Genomic DNA, 17,991 nt, shown 5'->3' with positions numbered 1-17,991 from the left:
CATCAGTCATTGCATATCAATTTTTTTGACATCCAATTCCTGTGAGTGCCCACACAGATTGCTTGATTTGATTGTTAAAGAGCTTACCGCTGGCGCTTGGCCGTTGGCTTATTTCTGTTGACCGGCGAACCCGCCGTGTCTGTGGGGTCGCATTATAGGGGGAATCCACCTCGCGACAAGCACTTTTTTGTGATCTGCATCCAACCGCGCAAATAATAGCCAGACCCGATAGTTATTTGCTCGAACCGAGGGAAAATCCACCGAATCGCCAACTAATCAGAATATAAGACTATAGGTGGCATGACTTTTAGCATGGCAAACGCAGCGTACCGGATTGTACGACAGACGACATCCACCGCATCTATTCAGGATTTTGACCTGTCCACAAAAAAGCCGCCCAACAGCGGCGGCTTTTCCAAACCTACTACGAGGCTTATTTAGTTTCAGTAGCGGCCGAGGTAGCGGCAGCAGCAGAAACAGTCGGTTCAGCGGCAGATACGGCAGCGGATGCAGCAGGAGCAGTAGCAACAGCAGCAGAGGCGGCAGCAGGAGCCGGAGCAGCCTCTTCAGCTTTCTTCTCGCCGCAACCAGTCAGAGCTACAACAACCATACCCGCCAGAATCAGTGCGTTCTTCATTCGCGTTGTCCTTTCATGTGTTAACAAAACTAGCCTTAGATAACATATCTAAAGGCTTAATAATTCGCGCCGCCATTTTAACAAGACCCACCAGTTAAGCCAGCCCCAATTGTTTCCCATCATCGAGTCTTGCATTCTCATGGTGCATTAATCCACCAAGGTAGTGCATAAATTCAGCGTATATCACTACCTGCGAGCCTGAATAAGGAGGTGAAAGCGTATTCGTTCAGAACATAGCCCCCAAAAAATTTTCTTGCCCCAACACGACTTGCTTAACACGGGTGCGTGAATAGCTCAGAGCTGGTTTAATACCCTGACTTTCTCTCACGGAGCCATCATGACTATTCCCCTATCCCCTGATCAGCTTCTGGAGCTGGGCTATGAGTTGTTTTTAACCCACGCAGCAGAACAGTTACCCGCCGAAGACATCGTCGATATCACACTGGAGTTTGAAACACGGGGCGCCGTAGAAAGTTGTTCACCGTCCGCGGACTGGGTCAACGAGATAGGACTTATTTCAGCGTCCGAGTGGGTAGAGATATGGGTAGGATTACTCGATCATCAAGATGAGTTCAGCGTGATCTACGCCAAAATCATTCTGCCCGTCACCGGTGAGCTGGATCGCGGACATATTCGCTGGAAGCCGGCCAGTTAAGGGTTGCCCCATCACTCGCTACAGGTTCGTTGGTGTGCCAAACAGCGGGCACACCAGCAACTGGTTTGTGGCAGATTAATCTCGACCATTGGCATCTGCATACACCAACATGTTTCTGCTGCCTTGCCTTCTAGAACGGCACAGCTCGAAGGTTCGCCACATTGCGGGCAGATGGCATTCACCGGATCGGTTTTATCATCCGGAACCCAGCCTTGAACATCACCGGGTTGCGAATGTCTGGTAGCTCGTTGTGGTAACTCGGTTAGCAGCGCCAACTGTTCCTGTTCATCCATAGTCGTCCAACGGCTAATCTCATCCAATGTCCGCCAACAACCGCCACAGAGACCAGATTCAACGCGGCATTCGCCACAACAGGGAGACTTAACCAAGGCCCTTATTCGCTCTTAACCAGACGAATACCCTCATCCTCAATCAGGATCTGACCTTGCTTATACAGGGAGCCGATTGCTTTTTTGAATGTTCCCTTACTCATGGCGAAGAGTTGGTAGATTACTTCTGGGCTGCTCTTGTCACCGACCGGCAAAAAACCATCCTGCTTCTGCAAACGAGCCATGATTTTCTCGGCTGCGGTTTGCGTACCTGCCTGGCCGGGCTGGTTTAATGTCAGATCGATCTTGCCATCTTCACGGACTTGCTTGATAAAGCCGCGGATCTCTCGACCAGTCGTAACCTTGCCAAATAGCTCATTGCGATACAAGACTCCCCAATATCGGCTATCCACCACCGCCTTGATCCCCAGCGGCGTATGCTCACAAGGCAGAATGGAAACGGCATCTCCAGGCTTGTATTCAGGCCAGCCCTCATCCAGAAAACGATCCAGCTTGCTGGTCGCGGCGACCCGACCTTCTCGGTCCAGATACAGATAGACAACATAGTGTTTATCCACCTGCATGGCTTGGGCTTGCTCGCGGGCCGGCACAAAGAGATCCTTCTTCAGCCCCCAATCCAGGAAGGCGCCGACACGACTAGCACTCACCACCTTCAACCCGACAAATTCCCCGACTTGGGCGTAGGGTTTGAATCCCGTAACAACGAGCTCTTCATCCCCATCCAGATAGACAAAGACTTTGACGGCACCACCCGGCTTAGCATCACGAGGCAGTTGTCGCATCGGCAGCAATATTTCACCAAAGTCTTCAGCATCCAACCAACCCCCTTTATCATCACGGCGCAGGAGAGTCAGGGCGTTCATGGAACCTAGTCTAATCATGGGAATATGCTCTGTGTGGGGCTCGAAAAGCAGGGTGAAACAAGGCTAGCAAGAAGGCAACAAAAAAGGCGCTCGATGAGCGCCCTTTTGCCAAGCCAGAGGCTTAGACGCGAACGAAGTCCAGGTGGACAATCTTCGGCTTGACCGGGTGACGCTGAACAGCGGCAACCTTCACAGCAACTTCTTTGCCATCGATAACCAGAGTAATGGTTTCGCTGTAGAAAGAGTCAAATGCTTGAGCAACGGTGATCTTGTTGAAGTCAACAGTTACGGAAACGGCTTCTTGGCCAGCACCGTATACAACTGCCGGGATCTTCTCGTCACGACGCAGGCGGCGGCTCGCACCTTTCCCCAGGTCGGAACGTACTTGAGCTTCAAATGAATAAGCCATGGTTAATCTCACTATTTCAATAGATGAATGGTTGGCAACCAGATGCGACCGTCCAGCTGCCTCGGGTAAAACGGCTGCGGATATTAGCATTGGCGTGTTGGAGACACAAGGCATTCATCAATTGCGCTTCAGGCGCTCACCGTAAGCGAGCAGGCGTTTATAGGTGGCTCGACGTTCGGTTTCTGGCATCTGGTCAAAAAATGCAAACTCCTGAGCTCCGGGGCAACGCAACTCATCGCCAATCCGTAACTCATCGGGGTTGTTGTCCAGGAGCTCCCGATTGGCAGCGAACAATGCCAACACAAACAGATAGGGATCACCACCACCGGCTAGCTGCTGACCAACATGCCACAGTGTTTCACCCGGCCGCATCACACGATGACACACCAATGCTCCAAGGGGCTGGTCGGTGGATATGGCATCAGGGGGAATACTCTCATCCAGATAAATCTGGGCTGGAGCGGTTGCCCGGACATGAAACAAGGCACGCCACCCTTTTTCGCTGCGTTCAACACGTTGAGCGACATATGTCGAACCATCCCGAGACAGTTGCAAGGCTTGCGGTTGTGGCCTGTAGTTCACCTGACCAACCGGCAAGGTGACCCAACTCTCCTCGGCCTGCGGACGGACATCCTGCGCGCTGATCCAGACTGAAAAGACCAATGCCATCATCGCCATATCCCTCCCCGTCGTAGGCTGGCTTCTGTATCCAGCATGGCAGAACCTCCGACTATGAGCCTATTTTTTCCTGGATAAATTGCTTGAATGCCACGACCTTTGCCGGGGCTCGTTGGCCGCCCAAGGTGATCATGAATAAGTCACTTCGCTCGCCTTGCCAATCCGTCAATACCGGCACTAACTCGCCCCGCTGCCGAGCAGCCTGGGCAATCAAACTAGGCATCAAACCAATACCCGCCCCCGCCAACGTCAAGCGCAATACAGTAGCAAAGCTATTCGAACTAAAGCGTGGCGTTAACATCAGCGTGACCGGTGCTTGTTCAGGAGCATCGCAGAACAGGCTTAACTTGTGGTGCATGGAAGTTCGCAGAATCAACGCCTGCTCCAGCAGTGCATCTGGAGCTAGCGGCACACCCGCTTTGGCCAGATATGCCGGTGTGGCAAAAAAACCGAAGCGTAAATCGGTAAGCCGCCGGGCGCTATAGCCCATATCCGGCAAACCACCGGCTCCAGTAGCACGCATCGCGACATCAATCTGGTGAGCCACCAAGTCGAGCCGTTCATCGGCACTCAATAATTCAATGGTTAATCGGGGATAGAGCGCTTGAAATTCGACCAATAAGGGCGACAACCACTCCTGCGCCAAATCGATGGGAGCCGTGATCCTGAGCATGCCACGGGGTTCATTTTTAGATTCCCGAGCCAGCTCGGCCCCCTCCTCCAGCAGTAGTAAGCCCGCCCGAACCTTGGAAAAAAACTGCATGCCTTCTGCCGTCGGCACCACAGAGCGTGGATGACGCGCCAGTAGCTGGATCCCCAATTGCAATTCCAGGCGCGAAACACGTCGGCTGATGCTCCCCTTGGTCTCGCCTTGCATACGCGCCGCCGCTGAGATCGAACCCAATTCGACCACTCGGCAAAAGGCACGCAAGTCAGCCACCGGCCCGGAGATGGTTTCCGATTTATCAACACTAAGTGCCATTTTTATGGACTTCCGCGCATTTTCGTAAACCTTATTATGACACTCAATCATGTAATACCCAATGGAGACATAATATGCGGATGCCGGTGTTGTTCGTCGCTCATGGCAATCCATTGATGCTGGATTTAGCGCATCGGATGCAAGAATTGACCCGCTGGGGTCAGGAATTGCCTCGGCCAACCGGGATCCTGGTTATTTCAGCCCACTGGCAAAGTCGGCCTTTAACCATAGGAGCCAGTCAACCGACGCCGTTGATTTACGATTTTTACGGCTTTCCGAGCCAGTATTATCAACTCAGCTATCCAACGCCACCGGCGGCCGAGCTTGCCGCGCAGGTACGCCAGTTATTGCAAACTGAGGAAGTCGCCTATCAGGAACAACCAGAGCGTGGATTTGACCATGGCGTCTGGGTGCCACTGCTAGGAATGTACCCGGCCGCCGATATTCCAGTACTGCAGCTGTCTTTGCCTGGTGACAATCCTAAGACGCTACTGGAGCTGGGCCAAACCCTGGCCCCACTGCGCGATGAAGGGATCCTGATCATGACCAGCGGTTATCTGACGCACAATCTGCGCCAGTGGACAGACGACGGCATCATAGCTCCCTGGGCTGCGGCATTTGATGACTGGATTGCCGCTCACCTGCAAGCGCGGGATCAGCAATCCCTGCTCGATTACCAGCGACTGGCTCCCGGCGTACAACAGTCGGTACCGACGCCAGAGCATCTGGTACCGCTGTTCGTAGCCATGGGTGCCAGTACCGATACAGATCCGGTGAGTTTTCCTATCACGGGATTTGAATTCGGATCTTTTTCTCACCGCTCCGTGCAATTTGGCTAGTCAACAGACTGGCGTCCACGACCTGACCTCATTATTAAGGAACTACCGATGATTGATATTCGAACTGCCCCTTACGCTGCGCTCTTGCTCCGCCTCACTCTGGGCATCATGTTTGTCGCCCATGGCCTGATGAAAGTTCTGGTCTTCACACCTGCAGGAACTGTGGGGTTTTTTGCCTCACTGGGTATTCCGGCCGCGTTCGCCTGGCTGACTATGGCCGCAGAACTGGGCGGTGGTCTGCTGTTATTACTGGGTGTGCAAACCCGCTGGATTGCCGTGTTACAACTGCCGGTCCTGCTGGGCGCCTGGGTAGTTCACTCCGGCAACGGCTGGGGATTTAGCAACCCGAATGGCGGTTGGGAATACCCAGCGTTTCTTGCTCTGGCGCAGATCGTCTTGATCCTGCTGGGTGATGGCAAGTTTGCTCTTTCCCCAAGCTGGGATCTGTTTCGAACTAACCGCGCTCGGTAATCACATCGCAACAGCGGACTGATAACTGAAGAGGCTATCAGTCCGCAGCTCAATCGAGATCCCTTCACACTATGGCACTCTTGCGAGTTACCTTGACCCTTGCCCCCTGTCTAGCCCATGCTGGCTGCAAGTGAGTCAGTTGAGGGTCTGCTGTTGCGTTTAAGTTCTTATCACCTGGGATTGCTACTGGCCACCCTGGCCGCCTGTGGTTTTGCCGCCAAAGCTATCTTTGCCAAACTGGCTTATCGCTATGGCGTGGATGGCGTCACCATGGTCACGCTGCGTTTATTGCTAGTTCTGCCCCTCTTGCTCATGTTTCGCGTCTTCCAGACACAACACGGCAATCCGCTATCCCGTCAGGATAAGGGCTGGCTGATCATGTTGGGATTGCTCGGCTACTATCTCTCCAGTCTGTTGGATTTTCTGGGACTGGAAACCGTCAGCGCCAGTGTCGAACGCATGATCCTCTGTCTGTATCCGACCTTGACGGTGTTATTCAGCGCTTTGCTGACACGTAGCCCGATCTCCCGGACAACTTGCAAAGCACTGCTGCTCTGCTACAGCGGCATGGCACTGGTGTTGATCCCCGATCTGCAAACCGCTGAAGCGCAATGGCAAGGCGTGTTGCTGATTGCCGCTAGCACCCTGACCTATGCTCTGTATCTGACATGGAGCCCTTCGGTCATTCACCGCGTCGGCAGTATGCGCTTTACTGAGCTAGCTCTCGGCGTCTCTGCGATTGCTATGTTTCTGCATTTTGCGGTAACTCGCTCACCACAAGCACTACTGACTCAGCCCCTGCAGGTGTGGGGTTACGGATTGGCTATGGCCCTGTTCTCAACCGTCTTGCCGCTGTACGCACTTTCCGCGGCTATGGTACGGATTGGGGCTGGTAAAACGGCCATCATCGGCAGCCTGGGGCCTGTGCTTACCATTATTATGAGCATGCAGTTGCTGGATGAGTGGTTATCCCCATTGCAATGGTGCGGCGTTATTTTGGTGCTGGCCGGGATCTGGCAAGTGGGTAAGCGTCGACATTAAGGAACGGAATTTCATTCAGTCGGAAAAACAAAAACCCCCGATAATCGGGGGTTTTTAACATCAACAAGTCAACATCCATCTCAGCCCACAAATCGGCTCAGCAGATAGAACATACCGCCAGAGAGCATAATGGTCGCAGGTAACGTCAAGACCCAGGCCAGCAGAATGTTCTTGACCGTACCCGACTGCAAACCTGAACGGTTTGCCACCATGGTACCCGCCACCGCCGAAGAGAGGACATGAGTCGTAGACACTGGCATTCCCGTGATGCTGGCGATGCCAATCGCGGCGGCTGCCGTGATCTGGGCCGCCATCCCCTGCGAATAGGTCATGCCTTTTTGCCCAATCTTCTCACCAACGGTTAACACGATCCGCTTCCAACCAATCATGGTGCCAACACCCAAAGCCATGGCAACCGCAATGATGACCCACGTCGGAGCATATTCAGTGGTTGCAGTCAGATCTTTGCGCAGCTTGTTCAGATCGTCTTTTTCCTTGCTGGAAATCGAATCCATCTTGCTGACTTTTTTGGCCGTATCATCAATACACAGCAGCAGGCGACGAACTTGACGACGCCCCTCGGTATCCAACTGGTTGTAGTTGGTGATATTTTCCAGACGAGCACCCAGAGTCTGAATAGCCGCGATCGTCTGTTGGGTATCACATTTGAAGATAGCGGGCAGCGTATGGTTGGCATCCTTACCCAGCAACATCAGTTCAGAAAGTTCCGCCTGATTGCCTTCATAGAAAGTCTGCATATGCAGCGCGGCATCCCGAGTCCGAGCCACCTGATAGGCGGTACTTTCCAGATTCACCACAAAATGACCAGGAACGACCCCGATCAGCACCAGCATGATCATACCGATGCCTTTTTGGCCATCGTTGGAGCCATGGACAAAGCTGACTCCCATTGCCGAGGCAATCAGAGTAAAACGAGTCCAGAACGGTGGATGTTTTTTACCATCCACCAGTTGCCGCTCTTCCGGGCTCTTGTGGATCTTGCTATCCCGCCACACCCGTTTGGCCAGCAGTAACAATAGACCCGCGACCAGCAGACCAACGGTAGGAGAAATAATCAGAGATAACATGATATCAATGGCTTTTTGCACATTGATACCACTGCTTAGCGGCGTATCTGTGATAAAGGCATTGGCAGCACCAACCCCCAGGATGGCACCAATCAGGGTATGCGAACTCGAAGCGGGTAGCCCCAGATACCAAGTTCCCAGATTCCACAGAATGGCTGACGCCAACAGTGAAAACACCATGATCAGACCATGAGCCGAGGCAACGTTTAGCAGTAAATCAACAGGCAGCAAATGTACAATTGCATAAGCAACGCCCAATCCGCCGAGCATGACTCCAGCAAAGTTGAAAATGCCAGAGGCCACAACAGCCATATGAGGCGGCATTGCTTTGGTATAAATCACAGTAGCAACCGCATTGGCAGTATCGTGGAAGCCATTGATAAACTCATAGGCCAACACGAACACCAAAGCCAGAAACAAGCTAATCCCGAGTTCAGGACTCAGGCCAGTAAACATATCTAACATAATAATATGACGGTTAGAGTCGGGAATTGACCGCGGCGAATTATGACAGAAAGATGATGGCGCGGAAGACGATATATAGCCATTTAACGCAAAAAAAGGCGAAAAAAAAGCTTGCTCTGCCGTCAAATGAAGCTGAACTGAACATAAACAGCCGTGTGATTCAACGATGCGCGATACTCAAGAAGCCGCCGATGATTTCTGCCTCACCGCTCGGTCCGACAATAGAATCGGCAATATTTCGTGCGCTATCGTTACTACTTGGCCATCCCATGCGGGCGACGATGGCCCATCATGGTGCTATCTCCGGCATCACGAGGCCGTCGATGACGCAGCTCACCCAAGCCCCTGTCATACCCTCTTCCTTGATGAAACCGATCGTCAACACTGTCACAAGAGTTTCCGTGTGCTGACACAAATCTGCCATCAGCGCCCCCTAGGATGGCAGCGCCTGGAACAACTGGAGAGGTGGCGAGACATGATCAAGATATTTCGGTGGTTTCATCCCAAACAGATTGCACGCTATGTGAAGACATTTCATCAAGGCGTGTTTTTTATCGATGAACAAGGACCGTTCCGCTTTGAAGGGGGCGTTGTCTGCTACGAGCCCCATCACGGTCATGGCTCGTTGCAGTCGGTCGCCGAAATTAACCGTCAACTTCGCGATCTTCGCCAGTTTCGGCCTTAAGCCAAAAGCAGGCACTTCGTCTACGTCTTGTTGAGAAACCCTGTGTTTTTATACGGCCCCGCTCAGTTGCGAGGGCCGTCTTCTATTTTTTGAATCACGCCATTTTGCACCGTCACAATCTGCAAGAACATGCCTTTTCCCATATCAAAGGTCCAGCGCTCACCCGCAATGACTTGTGTTAATTGCCCATCCTCACTCAGTGCCGTTTGGGTCAATGGTTCCACTAATAATGGTTTACCACATTTGATCAGGGCCTCGGCACTGCTATCGCCCGTAGTCAGAACTGAGCTTTTGCAACGCAATACCGCTGCTTGAGCCGTTGGCGCTAGTATTAGCCAGCTCGCCACAACCATCACTACAGAGAGCCAAGTTCGTTGTTGCAACATCATATCCACCCTTTCGTTCAACGGCTTTATCTTGCCCTATAGACTGCCATAAGCTCCGTCTAGGTACCAGAGCACTCGATATACAGCCGAAATAATATGCCCTCCCCCTCATCCACTCCACTGCGCCGCCGATATAAGGGCAAGCAGTTAACACCAACAGATGATGTAAGCGTCACTCGGCAACATCCTCCTAGCAGTCAGAGGTGTACCATGAACCTAGAACAGCTCAGAACTAATTTACGCATGATCTGTAAACAGATTGGGGCCAGTTTTACTCTGGATGAGGCCGAAGGCGAAATCAGGGCTTGTATCGTATGCGGCACCACCTGGTGGCATCTGGTACAAGCAGAATCGGCTGATAGCCGGCTTTGGGAGCAACAACTCTATGAATTACAACATCATCTGCTAAATTAATCGCAGAATGCTACGCTTCGTTCGACAAGTCCTGACCAAGGATCCCAAGCAGGAGAGTCGTTAAGTCACATCGATGACTGGACATTGCTGCCACAAGGAATTTGAATAGTGAAAATGCCTCATGAAAAAACGGGAAGCCACATTCCTCGAGACCATCATCCGGGAATGACCAGCAGCACAGCACAGGTTGAATATTTACCCATCATGCATATTGGCAAACACAGGCTCTCAAGCGCCTTGATTATTGCGCTTGCCATTGTGTTTGCCGTCATGATCGGTGATCTGCCAACCTTCAGTCACTGGATCCAACAGAGCAATACTCTCACCGTTAATGATGGTGCGGTACGCCTCGGTACCGTCTACAGCGAACAGGTCTCAAGCCAACTGATTATTAGCCGGGTCATCGATAACGGCGAATTGCTACGCATCAGCGCGGATCCGGCGCATCTTTACGCAGTCGCTGTCGAACAGGTATTACATAACATCCGACAAATCAATGATCAGGCCAAGGTGGCACAAGGGGAACAATTCACGCCGGTATTATTCGAGTCAGCCATGTGGAGTGACGACATTCGTATCCAGCTCCGAACCCAGATTGAATACCAATCGGAACATCAGAATCCTTACCGCTTTACCTTGAATAGCAGCGACCGCATCGTTAAAAAAGATCAGGCTCGTATCAAGCCCATCCTCGATAGCATTCAACAATATGGGGATCAACAACTGGCCGAATACCGGGCGCATTACAGCTTTATCCCCACGCACACACCGTAGGATTTTGTCGTACCTTGTCCATGAAAAGAGGCGCCCATTGGCGCCTCTTGACTGATATTGGCATCGAGCTACTTATGTCGGTATGAAACTACCGTCGGCAATTCGACACCACAACAATGCCTTGCGCCGTCACCGTGTGACCCGCTTGCCGATCAGCTTCATGATCATAGCCAATCACACTGTCATCCGGGATGTGAACCCCTTCATCGATGATGGCCCGACGGATCTTGGCATTCCGGCCGATATTGGCGCCTTCGAGCAAAATCGAATCCTCTACCAGGCTAAAACTATTGACGCGGCAGCGTTGACCCATGATCGAGCGTCGAACCGTTCCACCACTGATCACACAACCACCACAAATATAAGAGTCCAGGCTCTGGCCGCGCCGGGAATCATCATCGAACACTGTCTTGGCTGGCGGCAAATTGCTGGGTTTAGTCAGGATGGGCCATTTGTAGTTGTACAGGTTGAGCTGGGGAGACACGGCAATCAGGTCCATATTCGCTTCATAGTAGGAGTCCAACGTACCAACGTCCTTCCAATAGCCCTTCTCTTCCGGAGTCATATCCGGGATCAGATTGTCATTAAAGTTATAGGCAAATACGCGGTCTCCAGCCTCCAGCATCATGGGGATTACATGTTTACCGAAATCCAGATCCGCATAGCGCTTTTTCCCTTCTTTGATCACATGGATCAGTTTTTCACGGGAGAAGATGTAATTGCCCATGGAGGCAAAACAGGTATCCCGTCCAGGAATCGTTTTAGGTTCAGCCGGTTTTTCGACAAACTCCTGTACCTTACCCTCTTCATCGACCCCGAAAACACCAAAGCGCCGAGCCTCTGCCTGAGCGACTTCCAGTGCGGCTATGGTAATATCGGCACCCCGCTGGATATGGAAATCGATCATCTGGCGGATATCCATCTTGTAGATGTGATCGCCACCGAAGACGGCGACATAATCGGCGTCTGAATCTTCAATAAAACGCAGATAGTGGCCGATAGCATCGGCGGTACCCTTGAACCACTCTTCGCCATCGCTATTGGTTTCCGGCGAAATTGCCTCGAAGTGCTCATCCCAACCGGTCCATTTATCCCACGAGTCGCGGATATGTTTATTCAATAAGTAAGATTTGTACTGGGTCAGAATATAGACATTCTTGATGTTGGAGTTGAAAAAATTACTCAGTACAAAATCAATAATCTTGTACTTACCACCAAATGCAACACCGGGCTTGGGCCGGGACAAGGTCAACGGGCTGAGCCGTTCCCCTTTTCCTCCCGCCAGAACCATCGCAATGGTTTTGCGGGATGCAGGATTGATATAAGACATTTGGAGCTCCCCACGACAGTAGACTGTTCATTTGATTTATCATCTATTCGGGCCGATTGAAAGCGTTATCAGGCCACTTTCGAGTCTACCAAGGTGAAGTGACAATTCTGCTTGCTGGATCGAATTTTTTATCTGCCGTGATGGCTGTTACATTATTTTACAGCGAGTCACAGTACTCACTCCTAGCCACCGCTTTGGGGCCGATAAAACAGCGGCGACACCGAGGTCGCCGCATGGAATTTTTGTTACCCGAGATGGGATGTTTCGAGTTAGCGGGCCACCTCTTCTTCTAAAGGCAGCACCTGATCTACTCCAAGCTCGGCCTCCATCTGCGCATAAGCATGTTGCATCGTCGCTGATGGCTGTTTATCCAGCAGACTCACAGTCACAATCGTCAGCGAAGCGCCAATGAACCCTGGAACCATTTCATACAGGCCCCACCAGCCGCCATTGCGCCAGAGGATCACGGTAACGGCGCCGACCAGCATACCGAACAAGGCTCCATTGCGGGTCATGCGCGGCCACAACAGCGAAAACAACACCACGGGACCAAACGCGGCCCCAAAACCAGCCCAGGCATAACCGACCAAACCCAATACCTGACTCTGGGGATTGCGTGCAATCAGCAAGGCAATGACAGCAACCAGTAACACCATCAAGCGGCCACACCAGACCAATTCGCGTTGTGAGGCCGTCGGGCGCAAGAACGCTTTGTAGAAGTCCTCGGTGAGTGCCGATGCAGACACCAATAACTGGCATGACAGAGTACTCATGATCGCAGCCAGAATGGCAGAGAGCAGGATCCCGGCAATCCAGGGGTTAAACAGCACCTGAGCCAAGGTGATGAAGATGCGCTCCTGATTCTCAACAACCGGCGTCGCCTGCTCCGGATGAGCGGCAAAATAGGCAATACCGAAGAACCCCACTGCGACCGCGCCACCTAGACACAAGATCATCCAGGTCATACCAATCTTGCGCGCATTGGGGATCGCCTTCACTGAACTGGCCGCCATGAAGCGGGCCAGAATGTGCGGTTGTCCCATATAACCCAAGCCCCAGGCCATCAATGACAGGATCCCAATCCCAGTAGTACCGCTGAACATATTGCTGTAATTGATATTAATGCTATCGATCACCGCCAGGGTTTCATCAAAGCTACCTAACTTCATCATCACGATCACTGGCGTCAGCAGCAGGGCAAAGATCATCAGGGTCGCCTGCACGGTATCCGTCCAGCTCACCGCCAGAAAACCGCCGACGAACACATAAATGATGGTTGCAGCCGCTCCAGCCCACAGCGCGAGATCGTAACTCAGACCAAAGGTTTGCTCGAACAGACGGGCACCGGCCACCATACCGGAAGCGCAATAGATGGTGAAAAACAGCAAGATAATGACCGCCGACAGCAAGCGTAGCAAACGGCTGCGATCCTCAAAACGATGAGTAAAATAATCCGGTAATGTCAAAGCGTTATGGCTGATCTCGGTATAGACCCGGATCCGCCCGGCAATAAACAACCAGTTGAACCAAGCGCCAAGAATCAAACCGATCGCAATCCAACTCTCGGAAATCCCGGCGGCAAAAATCGCCCCCGGCAAGCCCAGCAATAACCAGCCGCTCATATCCGAAGCCCCTGCGCTCATGGCAGTGACAAAGCTGCCCAATGAGCGCCCCCCCAGAATGTAGTCGGATAAATTTCGTGTATAGCGCCAAGCGGCAAAACCGATGCCGATCATCGCCAGAATATAAATAATGAAGGTAATAGTGGTGGGATTACTAAAGTTCATTGGCATCCTGCCTGTTGGTTATGCAAAACCCCGATTTTGCGGACTAGCGCCGATACAGGCAAGCCGCTGGCCAGCAATGCGGGCAAAAACTCGATGTTACCTGCGGCCGATCAATTTACATACCGCCTGCGGATCAGAAATCAAACGCCATAACAGCACAAACTCTCGTCGCCAAATCCCGTTCACTTGCCAGAGACTCGGATGCTATCCTGACACTCGAGCTGTATAGCTGATTCTCATCATTCCTTTTTCATTGGAGAAACCATGCACTCCCGTTTATTTTTGGTTCTGATGTGCCTGCTTGCAGGTTTGGTCACCGCGTGTTCAAGCCTGGACACACTTAAAGCCCCTACGGCAACCGTCATGGCGGTTCGTCCGATGGCTGGCAAGGGAGTGCTGCCCAACTTTGCCATTGACCTGCATCTGAGCAATCCAAATCCCCAAGAGCTGACGCTGCGAGGGGCTAGCTACTCTTTATCGCTTGAAGGTCAACCACTGGTCAGTGGTGTTGCTAGCAAATTGCCGGTGCTGCCCGCCTATGGCGAGGCAGATGTAACTCTGACGGCAGTTCCGGACGTTCTGGGGGCCTTGGGGTTGGCACAACAGCTGATGCAACAAGGCGATCTCAGTGCCTTGCATTACCGTCTGGAGGCTCGGCTGGACTTGGCCGCATTGCTACCGGATCTCATCATCGAAAAAGAAGGAACTCTCAGTCCGCGTTAAGTAAGAGTCGCGGGTCGACGAGTACCATATCAGTCAACGGCCTGTGAGTATCGCTATCTCTCGGGCCCAATATGCAGTGAACACCTGCTGTCATTACGTATTGAGCTATTACTGGCGCCAACAAAAAACCCCGGAACAATCCGGGGTTTTCTTTTAACGACGAGCATGCAAGGTGGTATTTAGAGACTTGCCTTCACTCGGGCATGTAACTCTTGCACCGAGCTGACGCTAGCGGTTTCATCCACCGGCATCGCCATGCAGCAAGCAAAAGCTGCATTCAAGGTCGTGGTATAGGAGACCTTGTGTTGCAAGGCTCCGCGACGCAGTTGCTTGGAGTCCTGGATCGCCTGACGCCCTTCGGCGGTGTTGACGATATAGGTGTACTCGCCGCTCTTGATGCGATCCAGAATGTGCGGACGGCCTTCGTGTACCTTGTTGACCAGACGCGGATTAATGCTCGCCTCGCCCAGAATAACAGCGGTACCGTGCGTTGCATCCAGCTCGAAGCCGGCTTCAATCAGCTTGGAAGCCAGATCGACGACCCGTTGCTTGTCACCGTTGCGCACTGACAGCAATACCCGGCCTGAGCGCGGAATGGCACTGTTAGCACCCAACTGAGACTTAGCGTAGGCTTCGGCGAAAGTATCACCCACCCCCATCACCTCACCGGTGGAGCGCATTTCTGGCCCCAGCAGCGGATCGACGCCCGGGAACTTGTTGAACGGCAATACCACTTCCTTGACGGAGTAGAACGGCGGAATGATCTCCTTGGTGAAACCTTGGCTAGCCAGTGACTGACCCGCCATGACGCGGGCAGCAATCTTCGCCAACGGAGCACCGGTCGCCTTGGAAACAAAGGGGACAGTCCGGGCAGCACGCGGGTTCACTTCAATGAGGTAGATCTCGTCATCCTTGATGGCGAACTGCACGTTCATCAGGCCGATAACACCCAGCTCCATAGCGAGCTTGCGGACCTGCTCGCGGATGCGATCCTGCACATCGGCCGACAAGGTATAGGGAGGCAAGGAGCAACCGGAGTCACCGGAATGGATACCGCACTGCTCAATGTGCTCCATGATGCCGCCAATCACGACCTGCTCACCATCGCAGATGGCATCCACGTCCACCTCGATTGCATTATCCAGGTAGCGATCCAGCAGCACAGGGGACTCGTTAGAGACGCTCACCGCCTCGTTGAAGTAACGACGCAGATCCTGTTCGTCATAGACGATTTCCATGGCCCGGCCACCCAGTACATAGGAGGGACGAACCACCAGCGGATAGGTGATCTTGGCTGCCAGTTGCACTGCCTGCTCGATGGCCGTCACAGTGGCGTTTTCCGGCTGCTTGAGACCCAGACGCTCGACGGCTTGTTGGAAACGTTCACGGTCTTCGGCGCGGTCAATCGCATCCGGGCTGGTACCGATAATCGGCACACCCGCCGCTTCCAGGGCACGAGACAGCTTCAATGGCGTTTGGCCACCGTACTGCACGATCACACCCTTGGGCTGTTCGACGCGGACGATTTCCAGCACATCTTCCAGGGTCACCGGTTCGAAGTAGAGACGATCCGAGGTGTCGTAATCGGTGGAGACGGTTTCCGGATTACAGTTGACCATGATGGTCTCGTAACCATCTTCGCGCAGCGCCAGAGCCGCATGTACGCAACAGTAGTCAAACTCGATACCCTGACCGATCCGGTTCGGGCCGCCACCCAACACCATGATCTTGTCACGGTTGGTCGGCGCGGCTTCGCACTCTTCATCGTAGGTGGAGTACATGTAGGCAGTGTTGGTGGCAAACTCGGCGGCGCAGGTATCCACCCGCTTGTAGACCGGCAGAATGTTGTGCTTGTGACGCAACTTGCGCACCTCGCCTTCCGCCACACCCAGCAGCTTACCCAGGCGAGCATCGGCAAAACCCTTGCGCTTGAGAGACCGCAGGAATTCCGGTGTCAGAGCCAGCATGCCGCCTTCCATCACCTTCTCTTCGAGCTTGACGATCTCTTCGATCTGCACCAGGAACCAGGGGTCAATCTTGGTCAGCTTGAAGATCCCCTCGACCGAGAGGCCAGCCCGGAACGCATCGGCGATGTACCAAATCCGATCCGCACCGGCGTTTTGCAGCTCGTGGCTAATGCGGGAGAAGCTCCCCGGATCCTTGGCATCAACCATGGGGTCAAAGCCGGTCTTGCCGGTTTCCAGACCACGCAAGGCCTTGTGCAACGACTCCTGGAAGTTACGCCCAATCGCCATCACTTCACCGACCGACTTCATCTGAGTGGTCAGACGGTCATTGGCACCGGCGAATTTTTCGAAGTTGAAGCGTGGCACCTTGGTGACCACATAATCGATAGAAGGCTCGAACGATGCCGGGGTCTTGCCACCGGTGATGTCATTCATCAGCTCATCCAGGGTGTAACCAATCGCCAGCTTGGCCGCAACCTTGGCAATCGGGAAACCGGTCGCCTTGGAGGCCAGCGCCGAGGAGCGGGAGACCCGTGGATTCATTTCGATGATGACCATGCGGCCATCCTTCGGGTTGATACCAAACTGGACGTTGGAGCCGCCGGTTTCCACGCCGATTTCACGCAGCACCGCCATGGAGGCGTTGCGCATCAGCTGGTATTCCTTGTCGGTCAGAGTCTGCGCCGGAGCCACCGTAATGGAGTCTCCAGTGTGGATGCCCATCGGATCAAAGTTTTCAATGGCACAGACGATGATGCAATTGTCGTTGCGATCTCGTACCACTTCCATCTCGTACTCTTTCCAGCCAATCAGGGATTCGTCGATCAGCAGCTCTTTGGTCGGCGACAAGTCCAGGCCACGTTCACAGATTTCAACAAACTCTTCCGGGTTGTAGGCGATACCGCCGCCAGAACCACCCATGGTAAATGAGGGGCGGATGATGCAGGGGAACCCGACCATCTGCTGAACACCCCACGCTTCTTCCATATTATGGGCGATGCCGGCACGCGGGCACTCCAGCCCGATGCTGCGCATGGCAACATCGAAACGACGGCGATCTTCGGCCTTGTCGATGGCATCCGCGGTGGCGCCGATCATCTGCACGCCGAACTCGGCCAGCACGCCATGGCGTTCCAGATCCAGAGCACAGTTCAGTGCCGTCTGGCCGCCCATGGTCGGCAGCACCGCATCCGGGCGCTCTTTCTTGATGATCTCGCGCACCACTTCCCAGGTAATGGGCTCGATATAGGTAGCATCGGCCATCTCTGGATCGGTCATGATGGTGGCCGGATTGGAGTTCACCAGAATGACGCGATAACCCTCTTCACGCAGAGCTTTACAGGCTTGGGCGCCGGAGTAGTCAAATTCGCAAGCCTGACCGATAACGATTGGGCCTGCGCCCAGGATCAGGATGCTTTTAAGGTCTGTACGTTTTGGCATGACTCTA

Annotated in this window: 19 protein-coding genes; 8 read left to right on the top strand and 11 right to left on the bottom strand. The window is 53.2% G+C overall.

Features of this window, described 5'->3' with window-relative positions; genetic code table 11:
• Positions 1-433 precede the first annotated feature (433 nt).
• Positions 434-637, bottom strand: a complete 204-nt coding sequence (locus tag ACYVG7_RS16340; protein ID WP_460884152.1) for a hypothetical protein — start codon at positions 635-637, stop codon at positions 434-436.
• 337 nt (positions 638-974) lie between these two features.
• On the opposite strand from ACYVG7_RS16340, the gene ACYVG7_RS16335 reads away from it, so the two are divergent.
• Complete coding sequence (locus ACYVG7_RS16335; RefSeq protein ID WP_460884151.1) at positions 975-1,292, top strand: DUF440 family protein; 318 nt, start codon at positions 975-977, stop codon at positions 1,290-1,292.
• Between the two features lie 11 nt (positions 1,293-1,303).
• Here the strand turns inward: ACYVG7_RS16335 and ACYVG7_RS16330 are convergent, their stop codons facing one another.
• From ACYVG7_RS16330 to ACYVG7_RS16310, 5 genes are all read right to left on the bottom strand, one after another.
• Positions 1,304-1,681, bottom strand: coding sequence for a DUF1289 domain-containing protein (locus ACYVG7_RS16330; RefSeq protein ID WP_460884150.1), 378 nt, complete (start codon positions 1,679-1,681; stop codon positions 1,304-1,306).
• A gap of 5 nt (positions 1,682-1,686) precedes the next feature.
• Positions 1,687-2,523: a CvfB family protein gene (locus ACYVG7_RS16325; RefSeq protein ID WP_460884149.1), complete on the bottom strand. Its 837-nt coding sequence runs from the start codon at positions 2,521-2,523 to the stop codon at positions 1,687-1,689.
• A 103-nt stretch (positions 2,524-2,626) separates the two neighbouring features.
• Complete coding sequence (rplY, locus tag ACYVG7_RS16320) at positions 2,627-2,914, bottom strand: 50S ribosomal protein L25 (RefSeq protein ID WP_460884148.1); 288 nt, start codon at positions 2,912-2,914, stop codon at positions 2,627-2,629.
• A 117-nt stretch (positions 2,915-3,031) separates the two neighbouring features.
• Positions 3,032-3,586: a hypothetical protein gene (locus ACYVG7_RS16315; protein WP_460884147.1), complete on the bottom strand. Its 555-nt coding sequence runs from the start codon at positions 3,584-3,586 to the stop codon at positions 3,032-3,034.
• A gap of 58 nt (positions 3,587-3,644) precedes the next feature.
• Complete coding sequence (locus tag ACYVG7_RS16310) at positions 3,645-4,574, bottom strand: LysR family transcriptional regulator (protein ID WP_460884146.1); 930 nt, start codon at positions 4,572-4,574, stop codon at positions 3,645-3,647.
• Between the two features lie 74 nt (positions 4,575-4,648).
• Here ACYVG7_RS16310 and ACYVG7_RS16305 point away from each other — a divergent pair, with 74 nt between their 5' ends.
• From ACYVG7_RS16305 to ACYVG7_RS16295, 3 genes are all read left to right on the top strand, one after another.
• Positions 4,649-5,413 (top strand): DODA-type extradiol aromatic ring-opening family dioxygenase, encoded by a 765-nt coding sequence (locus ACYVG7_RS16305; RefSeq protein WP_460884145.1) that lies wholly within the window; start codon positions 4,649-4,651, stop codon positions 5,411-5,413.
• Positions 5,414-5,461: 48 nt separating this feature from the next.
• Positions 5,462-5,884: a DoxX family protein gene (locus ACYVG7_RS16300; RefSeq protein ID WP_460884144.1), complete on the top strand. Its 423-nt coding sequence runs from the start codon at positions 5,462-5,464 to the stop codon at positions 5,882-5,884.
• A 153-nt stretch (positions 5,885-6,037) separates the two neighbouring features.
• Positions 6,038-6,925: a DMT family transporter gene (locus ACYVG7_RS16295; protein ID WP_460884143.1), complete on the top strand. Its 888-nt coding sequence runs from the start codon at positions 6,038-6,040 to the stop codon at positions 6,923-6,925.
• Positions 6,926-7,005: 80 nt separating this feature from the next.
• Here the strand turns inward: ACYVG7_RS16295 and ACYVG7_RS16290 are convergent, their stop codons facing one another.
• Positions 7,006-8,478: an inorganic phosphate transporter gene (locus tag ACYVG7_RS16290; protein WP_460884142.1), complete on the bottom strand. Its 1,473-nt coding sequence runs from the start codon at positions 8,476-8,478 to the stop codon at positions 7,006-7,008.
• Between the two features lie 166 nt (positions 8,479-8,644).
• Between ACYVG7_RS16290 and ACYVG7_RS16285 the strand changes: the two genes are divergently transcribed.
• On the top strand, positions 8,645-9,163 hold the full coding sequence (locus ACYVG7_RS16285; protein WP_460884141.1) for a DUF1107 family protein: 519 nt from the start codon (positions 8,645-8,647) through the stop codon (positions 9,161-9,163).
• A 62-nt stretch (positions 9,164-9,225) separates the two neighbouring features.
• Here the strand turns inward: ACYVG7_RS16285 and ACYVG7_RS16280 are convergent, their stop codons facing one another.
• Positions 9,226-9,552 (bottom strand): DUF2845 domain-containing protein, encoded by a 327-nt coding sequence (locus tag ACYVG7_RS16280; RefSeq protein WP_460884140.1) that lies wholly within the window; start codon positions 9,550-9,552, stop codon positions 9,226-9,228.
• Between the two features lie 207 nt (positions 9,553-9,759).
• Here ACYVG7_RS16280 and ACYVG7_RS16275 point away from each other — a divergent pair, with 207 nt between their 5' ends.
• Entirely contained in the window at positions 9,760-9,963 is a 204-nt protein-coding gene (locus tag ACYVG7_RS16275) for a hypothetical protein (RefSeq protein WP_460884139.1), read from the top strand.
• A 108-nt stretch (positions 9,964-10,071) separates the two neighbouring features.
• Entirely contained in the window at positions 10,072-10,737 is a 666-nt protein-coding gene (locus ACYVG7_RS16270; protein WP_460884138.1) for a hypothetical protein, read from the top strand.
• Between the two features lie 88 nt (positions 10,738-10,825).
• On the opposite strand, the gene glgC is transcribed toward ACYVG7_RS16270, so the two are convergent.
• Together glgC and putP are read right to left on the bottom strand one after the other, a co-directional pair.
• Entirely contained in the window at positions 10,826-12,067 is a 1,242-nt protein-coding gene (gene glgC, locus ACYVG7_RS16265) for a glucose-1-phosphate adenylyltransferase (RefSeq protein WP_447187521.1), read from the bottom strand.
• A gap of 269 nt (positions 12,068-12,336) precedes the next feature.
• A complete protein-coding gene (gene putP, locus ACYVG7_RS16260) occupies positions 12,337-13,854 on the bottom strand; it encodes a sodium/proline symporter PutP (protein WP_460884137.1) in 1,518 nt (505 codons plus the stop codon).
• A gap of 264 nt (positions 13,855-14,118) precedes the next feature.
• Here putP and ACYVG7_RS16255 point away from each other — a divergent pair, with 264 nt between their 5' ends.
• The gene (locus tag ACYVG7_RS16255; protein ID WP_460884136.1) at positions 14,119-14,577 is read left to right on the top strand and encodes an LEA/WHy family protein; all 459 of its coding nucleotides are present in this window, start codon (positions 14,119-14,121) and stop codon (positions 14,575-14,577) included.
• Positions 14,578-14,756: 179 nt separating this feature from the next.
• Here the strand turns inward: ACYVG7_RS16255 and carB are convergent, their stop codons facing one another.
• A complete protein-coding gene (carB, locus tag ACYVG7_RS16250; protein WP_460884135.1) occupies positions 14,757-17,984 on the bottom strand; it encodes a carbamoyl-phosphate synthase large subunit in 3,228 nt (1,075 codons plus the stop codon).
• Positions 17,985-17,991 lie beyond the last annotated feature (7 nt).

The organism is Pseudaeromonas pectinilytica, assembly GCF_054780855.1.
The sequence above is the reverse complement of the archived record's forward strand: the minus strand, read 5'-3'. Positions and strand labels throughout refer to the sequence as shown.